The sequence below is a fragment of the Cellulomonas sp. JH27-2 genome (genome assembly GCF_014837175.1).
In the GTDB taxonomy this organism is placed as follows: domain Bacteria; phylum Actinomycetota; class Actinomycetes; order Actinomycetales; family Cellulomonadaceae; genus Cellulomonas.
Map to the genome: position 1 here is coordinate 124,104 of NZ_JACYFR010000001.1, position 18,385 is coordinate 142,488.

The 18,385-nt window shown below is 70.4% G+C and carries 8 protein-coding genes; all 8 read right to left on the minus strand.

Annotation, left to right across the window (positions count from 1 at the left end; all coding sequences use genetic code 11):
* Nucleotides 1-77 precede the first annotated feature (77 nt).
* Nucleotides 78-4,724, minus strand: coding sequence for an alpha-L-arabinofuranosidase C-terminal domain-containing protein (locus IC607_RS00680; RefSeq protein WP_191785077.1), 4,647 nt, complete (start codon nt 4,722-4,724; stop codon nt 78-80).
* A gap of 180 nt (nt 4,725-4,904) precedes the next feature.
* Nucleotides 4,905-5,939 (minus strand): galactofuranose ABC transporter, permease protein YjfF, encoded by a 1,035-nt coding sequence (gene yjfF / locus IC607_RS00685; RefSeq protein ID WP_191785078.1) that lies wholly within the window; start codon nt 5,937-5,939, stop codon nt 4,905-4,907.
* A complete protein-coding gene (locus IC607_RS00690) occupies nt 5,939-6,976 on the minus strand; it encodes an ABC transporter permease (protein WP_191785079.1) in 1,038 nt (345 codons plus the stop codon). The genes yjfF and IC607_RS00690 overlap by 1 nt, the downstream gene beginning before the upstream one ends.
* Nucleotides 6,973-8,505, minus strand: a complete 1,533-nt coding sequence (locus IC607_RS00695) for a sugar ABC transporter ATP-binding protein (RefSeq protein ID WP_191785080.1) — start codon at nt 8,503-8,505, stop codon at nt 6,973-6,975. The genes IC607_RS00690 and IC607_RS00695 overlap by 4 nt, the downstream gene beginning before the upstream one ends.
* A gap of 100 nt (nt 8,506-8,605) precedes the next feature.
* Nucleotides 8,606-9,622, minus strand: coding sequence for an ABC transporter substrate-binding protein (locus IC607_RS00700; protein ID WP_191785081.1), 1,017 nt, complete (start codon nt 9,620-9,622; stop codon nt 8,606-8,608).
* Nucleotides 9,623-9,955: 333 nt separating this feature from the next.
* On the minus strand, nt 9,956-15,685 hold the full coding sequence (locus IC607_RS00705) for a LamG-like jellyroll fold domain-containing protein (protein ID WP_191785082.1): 5,730 nt from the start codon (nt 15,683-15,685) through the stop codon (nt 9,956-9,958).
* A gap of 162 nt (nt 15,686-15,847) precedes the next feature.
* Nucleotides 15,848-17,560, minus strand: coding sequence for an amylo-alpha-1,6-glucosidase (locus IC607_RS00710; RefSeq protein ID WP_191785083.1), 1,713 nt, complete (start codon nt 17,558-17,560; stop codon nt 15,848-15,850).
* Between the two features lie 3 nt (nt 17,561-17,563).
* A complete protein-coding gene (locus tag IC607_RS00715) occupies nt 17,564-18,382 on the minus strand; it encodes a carbohydrate ABC transporter permease (RefSeq protein ID WP_191785084.1) in 819 nt (272 codons plus the stop codon).
* Nucleotides 18,383-18,385 lie beyond the last annotated feature (3 nt).

Sequence of the window (18,385 nt, forward strand, 5' to 3'; positions counted from 1 at the left end):
TCTGGAAGCTGCTGGAACGTACGTGTGGTGGGTGCGGCGGGGCGCCCCGGTCCGGGCCGGAGCGCCCCGCCCGCGGGCTACCGGCGGACGGTGAGTGTCACGGTCCGGGTCGACGAGGCCACGCCCGACGAGCCGGCGTAGGTGACCGTGACCTTGTAGGTGCCGGCCTTGAGCTTCGCGAGCCGCACGTTCGCGGCGCCCTTCGAGGACAGCGCCGCGCTCTTCGCCTGGACCTTCTTGCCCGACTTCGTGACCGTCACGGTGACCTTGCCGGTGGCCTTGACGCCGGTCGACGACGTCACGGCGACCTTGACCGTCGGCTTCGTCGTCGTGCGCACCTTGGCCGGCGCGACCGACGCCCTGGTCGCCGAGGACGCCTTGACGACCTTGAGCGACACGGCGTCCGACGAGCCGGAGAACCGCGCGTCGCCGCCGTAGACCACCGTGAGGCGGTGCGTGCCGACCTTGAGCGACGACGACAGCGACACGGTGACCCGGCCGCTCGCGAGCGTGCCCCGACCGACCTGCGTCGAGCCGTCCAGCACCCGCACGGTCCCGCTGGGGGTCCCACCGGCTCCGCTCACGCGGACGGTGACCTTCCCGGCGCGCCCGTAGGAGACCGGCGAGGCCGCCACGAGCGCGACGGTCGACGACGGCGCCAGGACGACGCCCGCCTTCGGGACGACGACCGAACCCGTGTTCTCGACGTTGCCGACCTCGTCGACCGCGCGGAACTGCACGGTCGTCTGGGCCGAGCCGACCTGCACCGCGGACGAGTACGTGCTGTACGACCCGTTCGTGCCGATCCGGTACTCGATCCGGGCCACGCCCGAACCGCCGTCGGCCGCCCGCAGCGCGACCGTCCGGGCCTTGGCGTCCACCACGGCCTGCGAGACCGGCGCCGCCGCGTCGACCGTCACGGTCAGCGACCTCTCGGCGGACACGTTGCCGGACCCGTCGACCGCCCGGGCTCGCACCACGTGCGACCCGTCCCCGGTGACCTGGACGGACGCCGATGTGCCGACGGTCGACGCCCACGCGCCGCCGTCCACGCTCAGCTCGACGTGGTCCACGCCGCGGTCGTCGGACGCCGTGGCCGTGACCGTCGCCGGGGAGGCCCGGTAGCCGTTCACCGCCGTGCCGGCCGCGGACAGGTCCGTGACCGTCGGCGCCTTCTGGTCGGTCGTGTGCAGCCGCAGGAAGGTGATCGAGTAGGCCGGGAAGTCGTAGGTGAAGTCGTTCGACAACCCCGTCAGCTCCCGGTCGACCGGCAGGATCTTGGTCTTGTCGGCCTTGGTGTTCATGTCGGTCGGGTTGCCCACCATCTCGGTGGCCGTGCCCGTCCCCGTGACCGTGACGTCCGAGACCTGGACCTGCGTGCGCAGGCTGCGGTCCGCGGTGTTGACGACCTTGACCAGCAGGTCGCCCGTGCTCTGGTCGCGGGTGACCACCTGGTAGATCTCGGTGGTGGGCAGCTCGTCGGTGTAGTCGATCTGCAGCTCGCCGTCCAGGTAGAGCTGGATGTGGCGACCGTCGACGACGACCTTCACCTTGTAGGTCTGGCCCGTGACGACCGACGTGTTCTCGACGGCCTTGACCTCGCTGGCGCTGCCGCCCGTGGCCTTCTGCAGGACGGACCGGGTGTTGTTCCAGCCACCCAGGTTCCACCAGAAGAAGTTGTTCGGGCCGCCGGCCGCGAAGCCGACGAGGAAGCCCTCGCTGCCGGAGATCTTGCGGGCGTCGACCTCGAACGTGTAGTCCGACCAGTCCTTGGTGTAGGCGTCCGTGATGATCGAGCGGGCGTCGTTGACGGTCGTCGAGCTCTGCACGTACTCACCGTTGGTCACCGCCCACGTGCCGGACTGGCGCTGCCACCTGCTCGCGTCGGTGAACGTGTCGCTGAACAGCTCGCCGTCCGCGCCGGTCACCTTGACGTTGTCGTAGGCCGCGGCCGTGGACCACGTCGACAGGAACACGCCACCGGTGAGGTCGGGGACCTCCGGGGCCGGGCCCTCGTAGGTGCTCGGCACCACCTGGTCGCCGCGGTTGTTCGAGAACAGCTTCTGCACGTAGTAGTTGACCGAGCCCCACGACTCGTCGTTGTCGAACCAGATGGCGTCCGGGCTCCACTGCACGTAGTCCTCGTTGGCCAGCAGCGGCGCGTACGACGCCAGCTTGACCACGTCGGAGTTCCGCTCCAGACCCGTCATGTACGAGGCCTCCGACAGCGCGTTCCACATCGTGTTCCCCTGGCTGGCGTACTCGCCGAGGAAGACGTCGGGACCGGAACGGTCGTAGGTGTCGTAGCGGTCGTTGTTGGCCAGGAACCACGACGGGTCGTTGTAGTAGTGCTCGTCGACGAGGTCGACCTTCTGCTTCTTGTTGAAGGCCCACAGCGTGTCGAACCGGCTGCCGGAGTCGTCCGGACCGGAGTTCGACAAGATCTTCACGTCCGGGTACTTCGCGGCGACGGCGTCGCGGAACTTCGGGAAGTTCGCCTCGAACGTCGTCGTGTTCTCCTCGTTGCCCAGGCCGATGTAGCGCAGGTTGAACGGCTCCGGGTGGCCGAGCGCCGCACGGCGCGCGCCCCACGTCGTCGTGACGTCGCCGTTGGCGAACTCGATGAGGTCCACGGTGTCCTGCACCCACTGCTTGATGCGGGCGGCGTCCGTCATTTCGGGGATCGTCGAGCCGCAGCCGTTGGCACCCACCGAGAGCACGGGCAGCGGCGTGGCGCCCAGGTCCTCGGCGAGCTCGAAGTACTCGAGGTAACCGATGCCGTAGGACTGGTTGTAGCCCCAGAAGTTCCAGTTGGTGGCGCGCTCCTCGACCGGGCCGAGCGTCTCCTTCCACTGGTAGGTGCGCTTGCGGTCGGTGTAGCCCGAACCGGAGTAGGAGTCGAACGTGCCGACGTTGGTGACGCAGCCGCCCGGGAACCGCAGGAACGACGGGTTGAGCGCCGCGATCTTGTCCGCCAGGTCCTTGCGCAGCGACGTCTTGCCGTTGACCGGCCCCACCCAGGTGTCCTCGGGGAACAGCGAGACCATGTCGAGGCGCAGCGTCCCGGTGGCGCCGGCGAGCACGGCCAGGCGGCCCGCCGCCGTCGTGGCGTCCGCCGTCAGGGTCGCCGTGTACTTCTTCCAAGTGTCGGAGCCGCCGACGGCGACGGTGCCCGCCGCGAAGACCGTGTCCCCGGCCGCGTTCTCGACCTGAACGGTCAGGTCCTGCGCGACGCTCGAGCGCGCCCAGACCGAGAAGTCGTACGTCTGGCCGGCCTTCAGCGCCAGACCCGAGTTGTAGCCCGCGTTGCGGATGCCGGCTCCTGCGCCCGTCGCATCGAGCTTCAGGTAGTTGCGGTTGGTCGCTTTCAGGCGGTCGCCGTCGTTGACGACGGTGCCCGTGCTGCCCGCACCGTCACCGCGCTCGAGCACGTCCCAAGCCGTCAGGCCGGTGAACGAGGAGTTGTCCGAAGCGTTGAACTCGAAGGACCGGTTGCGGACGAGCTCGGCGTACAGGCCGCCGTCCGCGGCGTAGTTGATGTCCTCGTAGAAGATGCCGTAGAGGTCGTCGGAGATGTCGACGCTCGTCGCGCCGCCGTCCACCGCCAGCGTGCCGGTGGTCGCCGCCTGGTACTCGATCGTCAGCGCGGTCGCGTCCTGCTCGTCGCCCAGCGTCAGCAGACCGTCGCCGTCGAGCCTGACGTACGGCGCTCCGGCCGCGAGCCGCAGGACCAGCTTGCCGCCGCCCGCGTCCGTGAACCGCAGGGCGCTGGCGGCGCCGTCCGCGTCACCCAGCACCAGGCGCCCGTCGGCCGCGACCACGGGCAGGTTCCCGTCCCGCGTGCGCAGGCTGACGGAGCCGTCGCCCAGGTCCGTCGGCACCAGGCCGACGACGCTCTGCGGCCGGTCGGACGTCAGCGCCAGGACGCCGTCCCGGTCGACGAGGTAGCGCGGACCGGACGCGGCGTGCACGGTGAACGGACCGGTCGGCACCGTGTCGGCACCCTCGGCCGTCGTGAGGCCGAAGGAGTCGAACCGGACCGTGTGCGACGTGCCGTCCTGAGCCGCCAGCGCATACAGGCCGACGGCGGTCATGTCGAAGCCGACCGTCGTGGTGTTGGCCGGCACCCAGCCGGTGCCGTCCCAGTAGCTGGTGGTGACCTGGTCACCCGTGCGCTTCAGCTGCAGCGTCTCGCCCGTCGAGCCCGGCCGGTCCTCGAAGTCGAGCGCGGCAAACGAGCCGCCCGTCTCGGCGTCCGTCTCGATCGCGCGACCGGACGGCGCCAGGTCGCCCACGTACGTCAGGCCAGCACGGACGTAGTTGTCCATGTCCTTCCAGGCGATGATCCCCGCGCCCTGGTAGACCTTGGACACCGCGCCGCTGAACGTCGCGACCGCGGTGAAGTCACCGGCGGGGACGTCCACCATGAACACGTTCTTGGCCGAGTTCGCGGTCTGCCACGTGTCGCCGGTCTGCGACTGCAGCGTGAGCGCCCCGTCGCCCAGGGACCACGCCGACGGCGCCTCCTGGGTGATCGACCAGTGCGGGTCCAGCGTCGTGCCGTCGAAGTCGTCGGTCCAGGCCTGCGGTTCCGGATCCGCCGCGGACGCCGGCGCACCCACGGCCACGGCACCGGCCGTGACCAGGGCGAATGCCGTCAATCCGGCAGCCAGACGGGCCGTGCGGCGGTGCCGCGCTCCCGTCGTCGGGGCATGTGCAATCATCGTCAGTGCTCCTACCTCTCCCAGGTGTGGTGCGCCCGATCACGGCCCGTGCGCTTCGTTGCCCACGGACCCGGATCGGCAGCCCCCGTCCACGCCAGGGACTCACCGGTGGCAGCCGGCCCTGGCGGGACGGGAGCGTGCCGTCCTCATGCGTATGAAGTTGTGGATGGGTGGGTGGCGCTACCTGCGCCGGACGACCAGCAGACGCTGCAGGATCACGAACACCAGCAGCAGCGCGCCGATCACGATCTTGGTCCACCACGACGAGAGCGTGCCCTCGAACGTGATGATGGTCTGGATGAGGCCGAGCACCAGCACGCCCAGCACGGACCCGAGCACGAAGCCCGAGCCACCCGTCAGCAGCGTGCCGCCGATGACGACCGCGGCGATCGCGTCGAGCTCCATGCCGACACCGGTCAGCGAGTAGCCCGACCGCGCGAACACCGCGAAGAGCAGGCCGCCCAGACCGGCGCACGTACCCGAGATGACGTAGACGAGCACCTTGGTACGCGCCACCGGCAGGCCCATGAGGCGGGCCGACTGCTCGTTGCCGCCGATCGCGTAGACCGTGCGGCCGAACCGCGTGTAGTGCAGCGTCACGAACGCGACGAGGACGACGCTCAGGGCGATGACCCCGCTGGGGGTCACGGCGAAGTTGTCGACGATCTCCCACCGCGTCTCGGACAGCTTGACGATGGTCGCGTCCGTGATCGGGATCGACTCGGGCGCCACGACGTAGCACAGGCCGCGGGCCAGGAACATCGCGGCCAACGTCGCGATGAAGGGTTGGATCTCGAACACGTGGACCATCACGCCCACGATCCAGCCGATCAGCGTCCCCACCAGGATGGAGGCGGGGATCGTGATGATCGCGTCCCAGCCGTGCAGGAACATCCACGCGGAGATGCAGGTGGACAGCGCGACGACCGCGCCGACGGACAGGTCGATGCCGCCCGTGAGGATCACGAACGTCATGCCCACGGCGACGACGATGAGGAACGAGTTGTTGATGAACAGGTTGGCCATGACGCGGCCGGACAGGAAGTTCTCGTACCGCGTCCCGCCGATGACGAGCATCAGCACGAGCACGACGAAGGTGCCGAGCACCGGCAGGTAGCGGCGGTCGAGCACGGGCAGGCTGCGTCGGGGGGCGGGCTTCACCGTCGGCTGCGGGCCCTTGCCCGAGGCCTGGACGGTCATCTGGTCGGTAGCCATCAGGCCGGCACCTCCACGGGCACGGGAGCCGCCTTCCTGCGGCGGGCTCGCAGCTTGTGCTGCACCACGGGGGACTGCAGCAGGCACACGACGATGACGACGAGGGCCTTGAACAGGGACACGGCGTTCACCGGGATGCCGATGACCGTGATGGACAGGGTCAGCGTGGTGATGACCAGGACGCCGACGAGCGTGCCGGTGAGCGAGAACTTGCCGCCCGCCAGCGAGGTGCCGCCGATGACGACCGCGAGGATCGCGTCGAGCTCGATGAACAGGCCGGCGTTGTTGGAGTCGGCCGCCATGATGTTGGAGCTCTGCAGGAACCCGGCGATGCAGGCGAACAGCGCGCACAGCACGTACACGGTCCAGATGATCGTCCGGGCCCGGACGCCGGCGAGCCGCGACGCGACCGGGTTGATGCCGACCGACTCGATCAGCACACCCAGCGCGGTCCGGCGGGTCACCACGGCGACGACGGCGAAGAAGAAGCCGGCGATCAGCGCGGCGATCGGCAGGCCGAGCCAGAACCCGGAGGCCAGCGCCTTGTAGGGCGCGCTGGTCACGGTGGTGATCTGACCGCCGGTGATGAGCATGGCGATGCCGCGCCCCGCGGTCATCAGGACCAGCGTCGCGATGATCGGTTGGATGCCGAGGACCGCCACGAGGAAGCCGTTGAAGACGCCGATGACCAGGCAGACCGCCAGGCCGGTCGCCATGGCGAGCGCGACGGTGGTGAGCGAGCCGGGGTCCGGGCTGTCCGCGATCTGCGAGAGCGTCACCGCTCCGGCGATCGCCATTACGGCGCCGACCGACAGGTCGATGCCGCGGGTGGCGATGACGAGCGTCATGCCGAGCGCGACGAGCAGCAGGATCGAGGACCGGCGCAGGATGTCGATCGGGCCGCCGTACAGGTGACCGTCACGGATAGTGACCTCGATGAACGTGTGGTGCTTGAGCGTGCTCGCCAGCAGGAGCACGAACAGGGCGACGATCGGCCAGAACAGCCGGTGCCGCGTGAGTTGGGCCAGCCCGGTCATGCGCTGGTTCCTCCGCTCGCGATGAGGTCGACGACGACGTCGGTCGTGACGTCCTGGGAGTTGACGAGCTCGGCGACCTTGCGGCGGTCGCGCAGCACCGCGATGCGGTGCGAGAGGCGCAGGACCTCGTCGAGCTCGGCCGAGATGAAGACGACGGACATGCCCTGGGACGCGAGCTCGGCGACGAGCTTCTGGATCTCCGCCTTGGCGCCGACGTCGATGCCACGGGTGGGCTCGTCCAGGATCAGGAGCTTGGGGGCGGTGGCGAGCCACCGCGCCAGCAGCACCTTCTGCTGGTTCCCGCCGGACAGGTTGCCGGCGATCGCGTCGGGGTTGGCCGGGCGGACCCCGAGCGCCTTGATGTACCGGTCGACGACCTCGTCGGCCTTGCGGCTCGGGACCCGACGCAGCCAGCCGCGCTCGGCCTGCAGGCCCAGCACGATGTTCTCGCGAACCGTCAGGTCACCGATGATGCCCTCGGTCTTGCGGCTCTCCGAGGAGAAGACGATGGACCGAGACAGGCCCGCGCGCGGGTTGCGCAGCCGGACGGGCTCGCCGGCCACGCGCGTCTCGCCGGAGTCGGCGTGGTCGGCGCCGTACAGCAGCCGCGCGAGCTCGGTGCGTCCCGACCCGAGCAGGCCCGCCAGCCCGACGATCTCTCCCGGGAAGATGTCGAGGTCGAACGGCTCGATGGAGCCCTTGCGGCCCACGCCGATCGCCTGCAGGTACGGCGTTCCCGTCCAGTCCACGACGGCCCGCTCGGAGCTGGTCTCGAGCTCGGACAGGACCTCGAGCTCACGGCCGATCATCTTGCCGACCAGCTCGACGCGCGAGAGCTCCTCGGTGCGATACTCCCCCACGAGCGTGCCGTTGCGCAGCACGGTCAGGCGGTCGCTGATCGCGTAGATCTGGTCCAGGAAGTGCGACACGAACAGGATCGCCACGCCGCGGTCGCGCAGCGTGCGCACCACGTCGAACAGCCGCGCGACCTCGTCGGCGTCCAGGCTGGACGTGGGCTCGTCGAGGATCAGGACGCGCGCGTCCACGACCATGGCGCGCGAGATGGCGACCAGCTGCTGCACCGCGAGCGAGTGGCTCGAGAGCGAGGAGCGGGGGTCGATGTCCAGGTTGAGCGCCTGCAGGTAGCCGCGGGCGGCCTTGCGCGTCGCGTGCCAGTCGATCACGCCGAACCGGCGGATCTCGTGGCCCAGCATGACGTTCTCGGCCACGGACAGGTTGTCGGTCAGGTTGACCTCTTGGTACACCGTGCTGACGCCCGCGGCCTGGGCTGCTGCCGGTCCGGAGAAGACCTGCTCGACACCGCCGACGACGATGCGGCCGGAGTCGATGCCGTAGACGCCGGTCAGCGCCTTGATCAGCGTGGACTTGCCCGCGCCGTTCTCGCCCATGAGGGCGTGCACCTCACCGGGAAGGAGCCGGAAGTCGACCCCGTCGAGCGCCTTGACGCCGGGAAAGGTGATGGAGATCCCCGTCATCTCGACGATCGGGGTCGTGCTCTGCTCGGTCATCGTCGACCTCTCGTGCTGGTGTCGTGCCGGGCGTCCTGGGAAGACCTGCGCCCCCGGGAACGCGACGTCGCCGTCGCGATCCCGAGGGCGCAGCCGTCCGTCAGTACTGCCGGTCGGGCAGAGCGGCCTTGGCCTGCTCCTGGTCGAACGCACCGTCCTGCGTGACGATGCGCGGCTCGACGGTGCCACCATCGTGCAGCGTCTGGATGATCTTGGCCAGGTCCGGGCCGAGCAGCGGGTTGCACTCGACGATGTAGTTGATCTTGCCCTCGGACAGGGCGGTCATGCCGTCCTTGACACCGTCGATCGAGACGATCTTGATGTCCTTGCCGGGGGTCTTGCCGGCGGCCTCGATGGCCTCGATCGCGCCGAGCGCCATGTCGTCGTTGTGCGCGTAGACCACGTCGATGTCCGGGTTGGACTGCAGGAAGCCCTCCATGACCTTCTTGCCACCGTCACGCGTGAAGTCACCGGTCTGCGACGCGATGATCTTGATGTTGGTGTTGTCCTTGGTCGCGTCCAGGAAGCCCTGCTTGCGGTCGATGGCCGGAGCCGAACCGGTGGTGCCCTGGAGCTCGACGACGTTGATCGGCTCGGTGCCCAGGTTGTTGGAGACCCACTCGCCGACGCGCTTGCCCTCCTCGACGAAGTCCGAGCCGATGAAGGTCTTGTAGAGCGTCTTGTCCTGCGTGTCGACCGCGCGGTCCGTGAGGATCACGGGGATGTTGGCCGACTTGGCCTCCTGGAGCACCGCGTCCCAGCCGGTCTCGACGACGGGCGAGAAGGCGATGTAGTCGACGCCCTGCGCGATGTAGGAGCGGATCGCCTGGATCTGGTTCTCCTGCTTCTGCTGCGCGTCCGAGAAGCTCAGGTCGAACCCGTTCTCCTTGGTGAGCGTGTCCTGGATGGACTTGGTGTTGGCCGCGCGCCAGCCCGACTCGGCGCCGACCTGCGAGAAGCCGACCTTGATGGTGTCGCCCGAGCTGCCGCCCGTGTCGCCGGTCGACGAGCTGCCCGCGTCGGTCTTCGTGTCACCGTCGTCGCTGGAGCAGGCCGACAGGCCGAGGGCCAGGACCGCCACACCGGCTGCGAGCATCGAGAACTTCTTGCTGACCATGCTTCTCCTCCTCGAGAACCACTGGTGCGAGCGGGAACCCCACGTCCCCGCTCCTGTTTCCGGACGACGGGGCACGGACCTGCGGGGCTACGTCGTCCCGTCCGTGCGTGTCGTACTGGTGGAAATGTTAGCGCTCACATCCGACGCGCGACAAGCCTCTTCTGCCGTCGTGACGAAGTTGTGACAATCGGCCGCGCTCGTGCCGCACTGGTGACCGAACCACCCACCACCCGGAACCACCTCGGTTCGAGCGCCGAGCCAGACCCTTGCGGGCGAGACAGACCTCTGCAGGCGCCTGTCTCGCCCGTAGAGGTCTGTCTCGGCCACGGTCCGTCAGCGGCGCACGGTCAGCACCGCCTTCCCGCTCGAGGCCAGCAACGTCGACGAGCCGCCGTACCGCGCCGCCACGGTGTACGTGCCGGCGGGCAGCTGCGGCAGCGTCACCTTCGCGGTCCGCCTCGACGAGAGGGTCACGGTCCTCGTCGCCACCGTGCGGGTCGTCGTCGTGCGGACCTTCGTGCCCTTGACGACCTTCGTCGTCGTGACCTTGGTCGTCACCGTGAACGTCACCTTGCCGGAAGGCGTGCCCGCGCCCTTGACCGTCGCGGTCGCCGTGGCGTGCGCCTTCGTCGACACCGTGCCGTGGTTCAGCGCGACCTTCGTCGTGCTCGCCGCCTTGACCACGGTCAGTGCGGTCGTGTCCGTCGAGCCCGTGAACGCGGCGTCACCGGAGTAGGTCACGGTCAGCGTGTGCCGGCCGACGACGAGCTTCGAGGATAGCACCACGATCGCCTTGCCGCCGGACAGCGTGGCGCGGCCGACGAGCGTGCTGCCGTCCGTCACCCGCACCGAACCCGTGGGAGTCGCCCCGTATCCGGTGACCCGCACGGTGACCTTCGCCCCCGTGCCGTAGACGCTCCGCTCGGGCGAGACCACCGCGGCCGTCGCGCTGGACCGCAGCACGACTCCCGTGGACGGCACCACCAGCGCGTTCGCGACCTCGACGTTGCCCGCCACGTCGACGGCCCGGTACTGCACCGTCGTCGCGGCCGACCCGAGCCGGATCGCGCCGGCGTACGTCGTCCACGTGCCCGACGAGCTCGTCCGGTACTCGATCCGCGCCAGGCCCGACGTCGCGTCCGCGCCGCGCAGCGTTACCGTCCGCGCCGCGAGCGAGGCGTTGGAGACCGGCGCGGCCGCGTCGATCGCCACGTCTCGGGAGACGACCGCCGAGACGTTGCCGCTGGCGTCCGTGGCACGGGCCGCCACCGTGTGCCGGCCGTCCGTGGCGAGGGTCGCCGACGCCGAGGTGCCCCACGCCCCGCCGTCCACCGCGAGCTGCACGGTGGGCGCGACCTGGTCGTCGGTGCCGGACGCCGTCGCCGTGACCGGCCCCGTCCACCACCCGGCCGAGCCCGTGGGCTGCGCCGGCGTCAGGGCGAGGGTCGTCGTCGGAGCCGTCGTGTCCCGCAGCGGCGTGACCGTCAGGCTGTCGACGTTCGGCGCCCACTGCGAGCGGAGCAGCAGATCCGGGTGCGTGTCCGAGATGAGCGTGGTGCCGTCGAAGCTCGGCAGCTCCTGCGACCGGAACGCGATCGTGTTGGCGCCCTTGGCCAGGGTCACGAAGAACGTCAGATCCCAGAAGTTGTCGTCGTGGAACGTGTGCGGGAACCACACCCGCGTCGCGTCGCCGTCGTTGACCGAGACGTCCGCGTGCCGGGCCAGCGGGTCCGGGTTGTAGTGCGACGCGGGCGACTGCTCGCCGTTGGAGTAGCGCACGGTGATCGCGTACGTCCCGGCGGCCTTGGCGGGCACGTCGAACGTGAGCGTGTTCCGGTTGCCCGGCGCCCCGCCGACTCCCGTGACGGCCTTGCCGCCGTCGGCCAGCGGGTAGTCGGCGACCTTCGCAGTACCGGAGGTCGTCGCGCTCTCCGCCTGGTAGGTCGTGCCGACGAGCGCGCCGGACGACGCCCCGACCTGGAGCCGGTCGACGAGCAGCGTGCCGGTCGTGCCGGTGACGGTGACCTTGTTGATGCCGCCGAGCAGGAAGACGTGGCGCGTCGACGTGGCCTGCACGTCGCCGACCGCCTGCCCGTTCACCGCCAGGCCGGCCGTACCGCCGCCCAGGGTGTCGAGCGTGAGCGTGTGCTCGCCGTCGTCCTTCGAGTAGACCCAGAAGGTCGCCTCGTCGTCCGCACCGACCGCCGCCACGCCCGAGCCGGACACGCCGGCGTGGGTGTACTCCGTGGCCGCGCCGGTCAGCGTCGCGTCCTCGGCCTCGTAGGTCGTGGCCGCGGCCGCCGGGTTGGCCAGCGACAGGTCAATCTTGTCGACGATCGCGTCACCCTTCGTCGTCCGGGTCCCGTCGAGGCTCTTGGCCGCGAGGGTCAGCGTGTGCGTGCCGGCCGTCAGGTCGACGGTCGTGTCGGTGTGGTCCCAGACCACCCACTTGTAGCCGAGCGTCAGGTCGAGCTCCTGCTCGGCCTTGCCGTCCACGGTCAGGAACACGTTCGTCGGCCCCTGCGCGGAGTTCAGCGCGTACGTGTTGAGCGAGTTCGCGAACACGCTCAGGTCGTACGTGCCGTCCTGCGGGACGTCGACCGTGAAGCCGAGCGTCACATTCGACCCTGTGCGCAGGCCGCCCACGTCGTAGCCGCCCGAGGTGTAGAAGCCCGAGACGTTCGTCGTGGTGCCCTCGGGGCCGTTCCTCGACCAGCCCGTCCCCGTGTGCGCCGCGTCCTCTGCCTCGTACGTCGCCTTCCACAGCGTCGGCGTCACCGTGGTGGCGGTGGCGTTGGCGCCGGGGGTCACGACGATGACGTACGCCGACTCGGCGTCGAGCGCCGGCAGGTCGCCGGCGCCGAACTGCAGCGCCAGGTTCCCGTCGGTGATCGGCACGTCGAGCTCGGCCACCTCCTGCGGGCCGGCCGAGTCGCCGACCTGCCCGCTCCAGCCGATCTCCTCGACCGACACGTGCGCGGTGGCGCCGAAGGTACCGGCGTGCGAGAAGCTCACCAGCGACGAGCCGGACGCCCCGCCGATGATCGCCTGCGCCCGCTTCCTCGACTCGTCGAGCGTCGCCACACCCTGCAGCGTGTAGCTGGTCCCCGGGCTCGGCGGGACCAGCGAGACCGTGTGCCCGGTCATCTGGCCGTACGCGTTGAACAGCCACCACTGGCCGTTGCCCCGGTTGGCCTGCACGGCCGAGTCGGAGATGTTGCCGTCGATGTTCCAGTACGCCACGTCGCCGTCGACCTTCGCGTCCTCCAGCGCGCTGATCCACTGGATCATCTGGCCGGGGACAGACGTGTGGTAGTTGAACGCGTACTCGTCGATGTTGATGGGCAGGTGCTTGCCGGCGTAGTCCGTGCCCGCGTAGAGCGTGTCCTCCCACGTCCGGAACTTCGCCACGTTGTCGCGGATGGACGCCGGGTTGGTCAGCTCGTGCCACGTGATGACGTCGGGCATGGTTCCCGCGGCGAGCGCGTGCGTGACGAACCCCTGCACCTGGGTGAACAGCACGCTCGTGTTGGGGCCGGCGATGCGTGCGTCGGGCAGCTCGCCCTTGATGATCGCGTACACGTCGTCCCACGCCTGGAAGTACTCGGTGGGGTCGGTCAGCCAGCTGACGCCGTCGTAGCTCCACTCGCCCGTGCCGAACATGTTGCCCTCGGGCTCGTTGAACGGCACGAAGACGACGTGCTGGCGATACTTCTCCGGCAGCGTGGCCACCTGTTCCACCTGGACGCGAATCTTCGCCTTGAAGTCGTCGAGCTTGGCCTGCGGCGTGTCACCCGGCCACTCGTACGGGAAGCCGCGGTAGATGTCCGTCATGTAGATGTAGACGTCGCCGTTCGAGCTGTCGACGAGCGGCTTGAGCACCTCGAGCGCGTCGGCGCCGGGGTGCTGCGGGCCGTCCTGCGCCTTGGTCGCGACCGTGCGCAGCTTGATCCCGTCGATGACGTTGTTGGACGGGATGTCCTGGCCGTACAGGCCGTACAGCGTGCCGACGGCGCCGCCCATGAAGTCGCCGGTGTTGCTGGACAGGTCGATGTCGACCTGGTTGGCCTCCTTGACCAGCACCGTCGCCGTGACCGCGAGGCCCGCGGCCGTGCCGTGCACGGTGAACGAGCCGCGCTGCGCGTAGGCGTCCGCGTCGACCGCGTCCCAGGTCACCGGGGCGCCGCGGGTGTAGCCGTCGGTGTAGGTGGTCTGCGCGGTGAGCGGCAGGACGGGCGCCGTGCCGACGGCGGTCGTGACGGTCAGGTCCGGGTCGACGACCGCGACCGGCGTCGGAACCGTGCCGGCCGTGATCGAGGCGACCTGGGCCGCGTCGAGCGCCTTGCCGTAGATCTGGACGTCGTCGAACGCGCCCGCGAAGTTGGGGTCGGCGTAGAACGACCTGCCCAGGTACCCCGACGAGGTCGCCGTGCTCGCCAGCAGGTCACCGGCGGTCAGCGTCGTGGCGACGGTGCCGACGGCGGCGCCGTCGAGGTAGGTCGTCATCCGGTCGGCGCTCGTGTCGAGCGTCGTCGTGATGGTGTGCCAGGCGTTCGTCGGAGGCGCCGCCGAGCCCGTCACGGTCGCCTCCGCTCCCCCGCCGGCGGTCGTGATCGCGCTGCGGAGCACCCCGTCGGCGTTGGCAGGCGTCGCGAACATGTACCGCGTCGAGTTGGTGCCGAGCGCGTAGACCCACTGCCACGACGCGCCGCCCGACCACTTCACGCGCGTCGAGATCGTCAGGTCGGTGCGCCCGGACAGGATGTTCTTGGGGAGCCGGACGTAGGCGCCGGTGCCGCCCGACGCACCGCCCGGAAGCGCCAGCGCCTGGGAGTCGTCGGCGCCCGCGACCACGGAAGCCGTGGCCGGGTTGACGAGCGTCGCGTCGAGGCCGTTGCCCGACGAGTCCGCGACCGTGGCGCTCGCCGCGGCGTCGTCGAACGCGTAGTGCGCGACGAGGTCGCCGACCGGCTTGGCGACCACCGTGACCGTGGCGGTCACGGTGCGGCCGGACACGTCCCCGTGCACGGTGAACGTGCCCGGCGCCTCGTAGTCCGCGGCGTCGACGTCGTCCCACGCCACCGCAGTGTCGCGGGGCCAGCCGTCGGCGTAGGTCGCCGAGACCGTGGCGGGCAGCTCCGGCGCCGCGCCGGTGTAGGTCGTGACGCTCACGGCGTCCGTCTCCAGACCCGTCACGTCCGGGACGCCGCCGGCGACCTGCGCCACCTGACCGGCGTCGAGCGCCGAGGTGAACACCTGGAAGTCGTCGACCTGGCCGCCCAGGAACGACGCCCACGGCGTCGACCACTGCGTCCGGCCGATCATGCCGCTGAACGTGCTGGACGCCGAGTACAGCTTGGCGAAGTCGACCGGGGCCGGGACCGAGTCCGTGCGCAGGCCGTTGACGTACAGGACCAGGTCCGTGCCGTCCTCGGTGATCGCGACGTGCGTCCACGTGTCCGCGGGGATCGCGGCCTTCGTCGTCGCGCTGTACTCCGGGCCGTCGTTGGCCAGGGCCGAGATCTTGCCGCCGTTGGACGGCGAGAAGAACACGCCGTAGTTGTTGGGCAGCTTGTCGCCACCCAGGATGAACGCCCAGGGGGTCCCCACGGCCTTCTTCCCGTCCCACCGCACCCACGCCGCGACCGTGACCGCGGAGGCGCCCTGGTAGACGCCGTTCGGGATGGTCACGTACGGCATGGTCGCGTCGGCCGTGCCCTGCGGTCCGCCGGGCAGGGACAGCGTCGCGGCGCCGTCGCGCGTGCCGGACCCGAGCTTGCTCGCGTTGACGACCGAGCCGTCGTACGCAGAGCCGCCGGAGCCCGAGTTGTGGATGGTGGCCACACCCGCGGCGGCGTCGTCGAACGTGTAGTCGACGAGCGGCGTGGGGATGGTGACGTCGGCCGCGGCGGGCGCGACGGCGAGGGCCGTCGTGGGGGTCGCCGCGTGCGCGGCGGGGGCGCCGACGACGAGGAGACCGAGTGCGGCGATCGACGCCACCCCTGCTCCCCCGCGGGCTCGTCGGGTGCCGGCGGGTACGCCGGCGGGGGGCGTGGTGCGCATGGTCGCTCCTGGCTTCGTCGCTGAAGTTCGCAGTGCTGTGCTCCGTGGGGCCGGCCGCAGCCGGTCCGTGCGGCGCCTCGGCGTCGCGTCCAACGCTCGTGTGAGCGTTCACATCGGCGGAGCGTCTTGCTTCGGGCGCCCCGCCGTCCTCGTCAGTCCTCGTCAGGCCCTGGCGACCGCGTCCGCGGCCATCAGGAGGTACACCGCGGCCGTCCAGGTGTAGGCGCGGTCGCGCAGCCCGGCGCCCGTGCGGGCGTCGAAGTTCTCGGCGAACCCGGACCGCTCGCACAGCGCGCGGAAGCGCGCGCTGACGGTGTCAGCCAGGTCCGTGAGACCGCTGGTGCGCAGACCGTCCTCGATCAGGGCGGTCGACGGCGCCCAGATGGGTCCGCGCCAGTAGCCGTCGTCCTCGTAGTGCGGCGAGTCGACGGGCTCGGTGGCGGGGCCGAAGTCGGTGAGGTGCTGCTCGAGCCGCGCGCCCAGGACCTCCCGGACGTCGGCCGGCAGCCGCTCGCCGAGCACCAGCGGCAGCAGGTTGAGCAGGCTCGTGGCCGTGCTCGCCCGGCCGCTGCGGGCGCCGACGGCCACCAGCTCCTTGCCGGTCCACAGCTCGTCGAGCAGCGCCGTCACGAGCGCGTCGCCCTGCGTCCGCCATTCCTGCGACGGCAGGCCCAGCTCGTCGGCCAGGTCCGCCAGCACCTCGAGCTGCACGGCCAGGAACCCGGCCAGGTCGGGCGACTCGACGACCCGGTCCACGTCGAACGTCGTCGAGTTGTCCCACCCGCTGTCGTTGCCGTGCTGGTAGTACGGCAACGCGTGCCCCGGTACGCGGCGGCGCTCGAGCCAGAACCTGGACCAACGGACCAGGCGGTCGTGGATCTCGGTGAGCTCTGCGCGCGTGAGCGGCCGGCCGGCGCGGGCCCGCAGGCGGCGCAGCGCCCAGCCGTGGATGGGCGGCTTCACGTAGTTGTAGAGGACCTCGGAGTGCGTGATGGAGTCCGGCAGCGCACCCGTCGCGTCCTGGTGGTCGAACGGGGCCAGCAGCTGGTCGAGGGCCGCATCGGGCTCACCGGCCGCGAGCGCGAGCGCGTTGAAGCAGTGGTCCCAGCTCCAGAGCTTGTCCATCCAGTGCATCGACATGAGCACCGACTCGCGCGTGGCCAGGCCCTCGGCCGCCACGGTCGCGGACCACAGCACATAGGCCGCGAGCTCGGCTGCGGGCGTCGCATCCGTGCGCCACGGCGCGATGCGGTCGACGTAGGCCGTGAGCTCGGCGGCCACCGCGGCGACGACCTCGTCGAACGAGCGCGTCACCGCGAACGGCTGCGCGGCGGCGTCGATCTCCTCGAGCGTCGCCTCCCACGGCTGGCCGTCCGCGCCCAGCACGACCGCGCGGTCGGCCACGCCCAGCGCCTCGTCGCCCTCGACGTCCAGGCGACCTGACAGCGCGACCGCGCGGTAGCGGCGTCCCGTCTCGTACGACGTGAACACGGCGCTGCCGTCGACCGCGTCGGTAAACAGGTAGGTGCCGGTGAACGGCGTCAGTCCGCCGGCCGCGTCGGCGAGCCGCAGACCCAGTCCCTCGCCGCGCAGGCGCAGCGTCCGCAAGCCGTCGAAGACCGCCGTGACCGTCCCGGCGCCGGAGCGCCAGGTGAACGTCGCGGCGTCGGCGTGCCACGTGACGTCGTCGGGAGCCCCGACGACCTCACAGCGCAGCACCGCGTGCATGCCGTTGCGGTGCGAGACCAGGTGGACGGCGTCCGCGTGCGTGTGCAGCGCGACGACGGGCGACAGGTTGAGCCACGAGCCGCGCACCGAGAACGGGATCTCGCGGACGTCGAACGTGGGCAGGGCGGAGGCGCTCGAGGGCGTCATGGGTCAGTCCTTCACTGCGCCGGCGGTGACCCCGGCGGCGACGTAGCGCTGGGCGACGACCAGCAGGATGGCGGTGGGGACCGACGCGAGGACGGCGGTCGCCATCATCGGGCCCCACTCCTGGTTCTGGGAGCCGATGTAGTCGTAGATGCCCATGGTGATCGGGCGCAGGTTGCCGCCACCACGGTTGAGGGTCGAGGCGAACAGGAAGTCCGACCACGCCCACAGGAACGCGAACAGGGCGACCGTGACCGCGGAGTTGCGCGACACCGGCAGGACGACCGACCGGAACGTGCGCCAGAAGGACGCGCCGTCGATCTGCGCCGCCTGCAGCAGCTCGCGCGGGATGCCGGCCATGAACGCGGAGAACAGCATGACCGCGAACGGCACGGCGATCGTCGAGTCGGCCAGGATCAGGCCCGGCACGGTGTCGAGGATCCCAAGGTCGGAGTAGATCTGGTAGAAACCGAGCGCCATCACGACGGCCGGGATCATCTGCGCGACGATGAGCACGAAGCTCAGCACGCGCCGACCCGGCTTGAGCAGACGGGACAACGCGTACCCGGCCGGCGCGGAGACGACCAGCGTCAGGGCCACCGTCCCCAGGCCCACCAGCAGGCTCGTACCCAGGTACGGGAGCTGGTCGCCCAGCACCACGCGGTAGTGGTCGAGAGTGAAGTCCTTCGGCCACAGGTCGCCGTCGCGGATGGACCCGCGGGACGTCAGGGAGACGTTCACCATCCAGTAGACGGGGAACAGCATGATCGCGGTGAGGACGACGCCGATCGTCGTCTTCCACCAGGAGCGCTGCACACGGTCCATGGG

What these genes read in the sequence shown, in the direction of transcription:
- IC607_RS00715 (WP_191785084.1), bottom strand. Translation starts at nt 18,382, where the DNA reads ATGGACCGTGTGCAGCGCTCCTGGTGGAAGACGACGATCGGCGTCGTC.
- yjfF (WP_191785078.1), bottom strand. Translation starts at nt 5,939, where the DNA reads ATGGCTACCGACCAGATGACCGTCCAGGCCTCGGGCAAGGGCCCGCAG.
- IC607_RS00700 (WP_191785081.1), bottom strand. Translation starts at nt 9,622, where the DNA reads ATGGTCAGCAAGAAGTTCTCGATGCTCGCAGCCGGTGTGGCGGTCCTG.
- IC607_RS00680 (WP_191785077.1), bottom strand. Translation starts at nt 4,724, where the DNA reads ATGATTGCACATGCCCCGACGACGGGAGCGCGGCACCGCCGCACGGCC.
- IC607_RS00695 (WP_191785080.1), bottom strand. Translation starts at nt 8,505, where the DNA reads ATGACCGAGCAGAGCACGACCCCGATCGTCGAGATGACGGGGATCTCC.
- IC607_RS00690 (WP_191785079.1), bottom strand. Translation starts at nt 6,976, where the DNA reads ATGACCGGGCTGGCCCAACTCACGCGGCACCGGCTGTTCTGGCCGATC.
- IC607_RS00710 (WP_191785083.1), bottom strand. Translation starts at nt 17,560, where the DNA reads ATGACGCCCTCGAGCGCCTCCGCCCTGCCCACGTTCGACGTCCGCGAG.
- IC607_RS00705 (WP_191785082.1), bottom strand. Translation starts at nt 15,685, where the DNA reads ATGCGCACCACGCCCCCCGCCGGCGTACCCGCCGGCACCCGACGAGCC.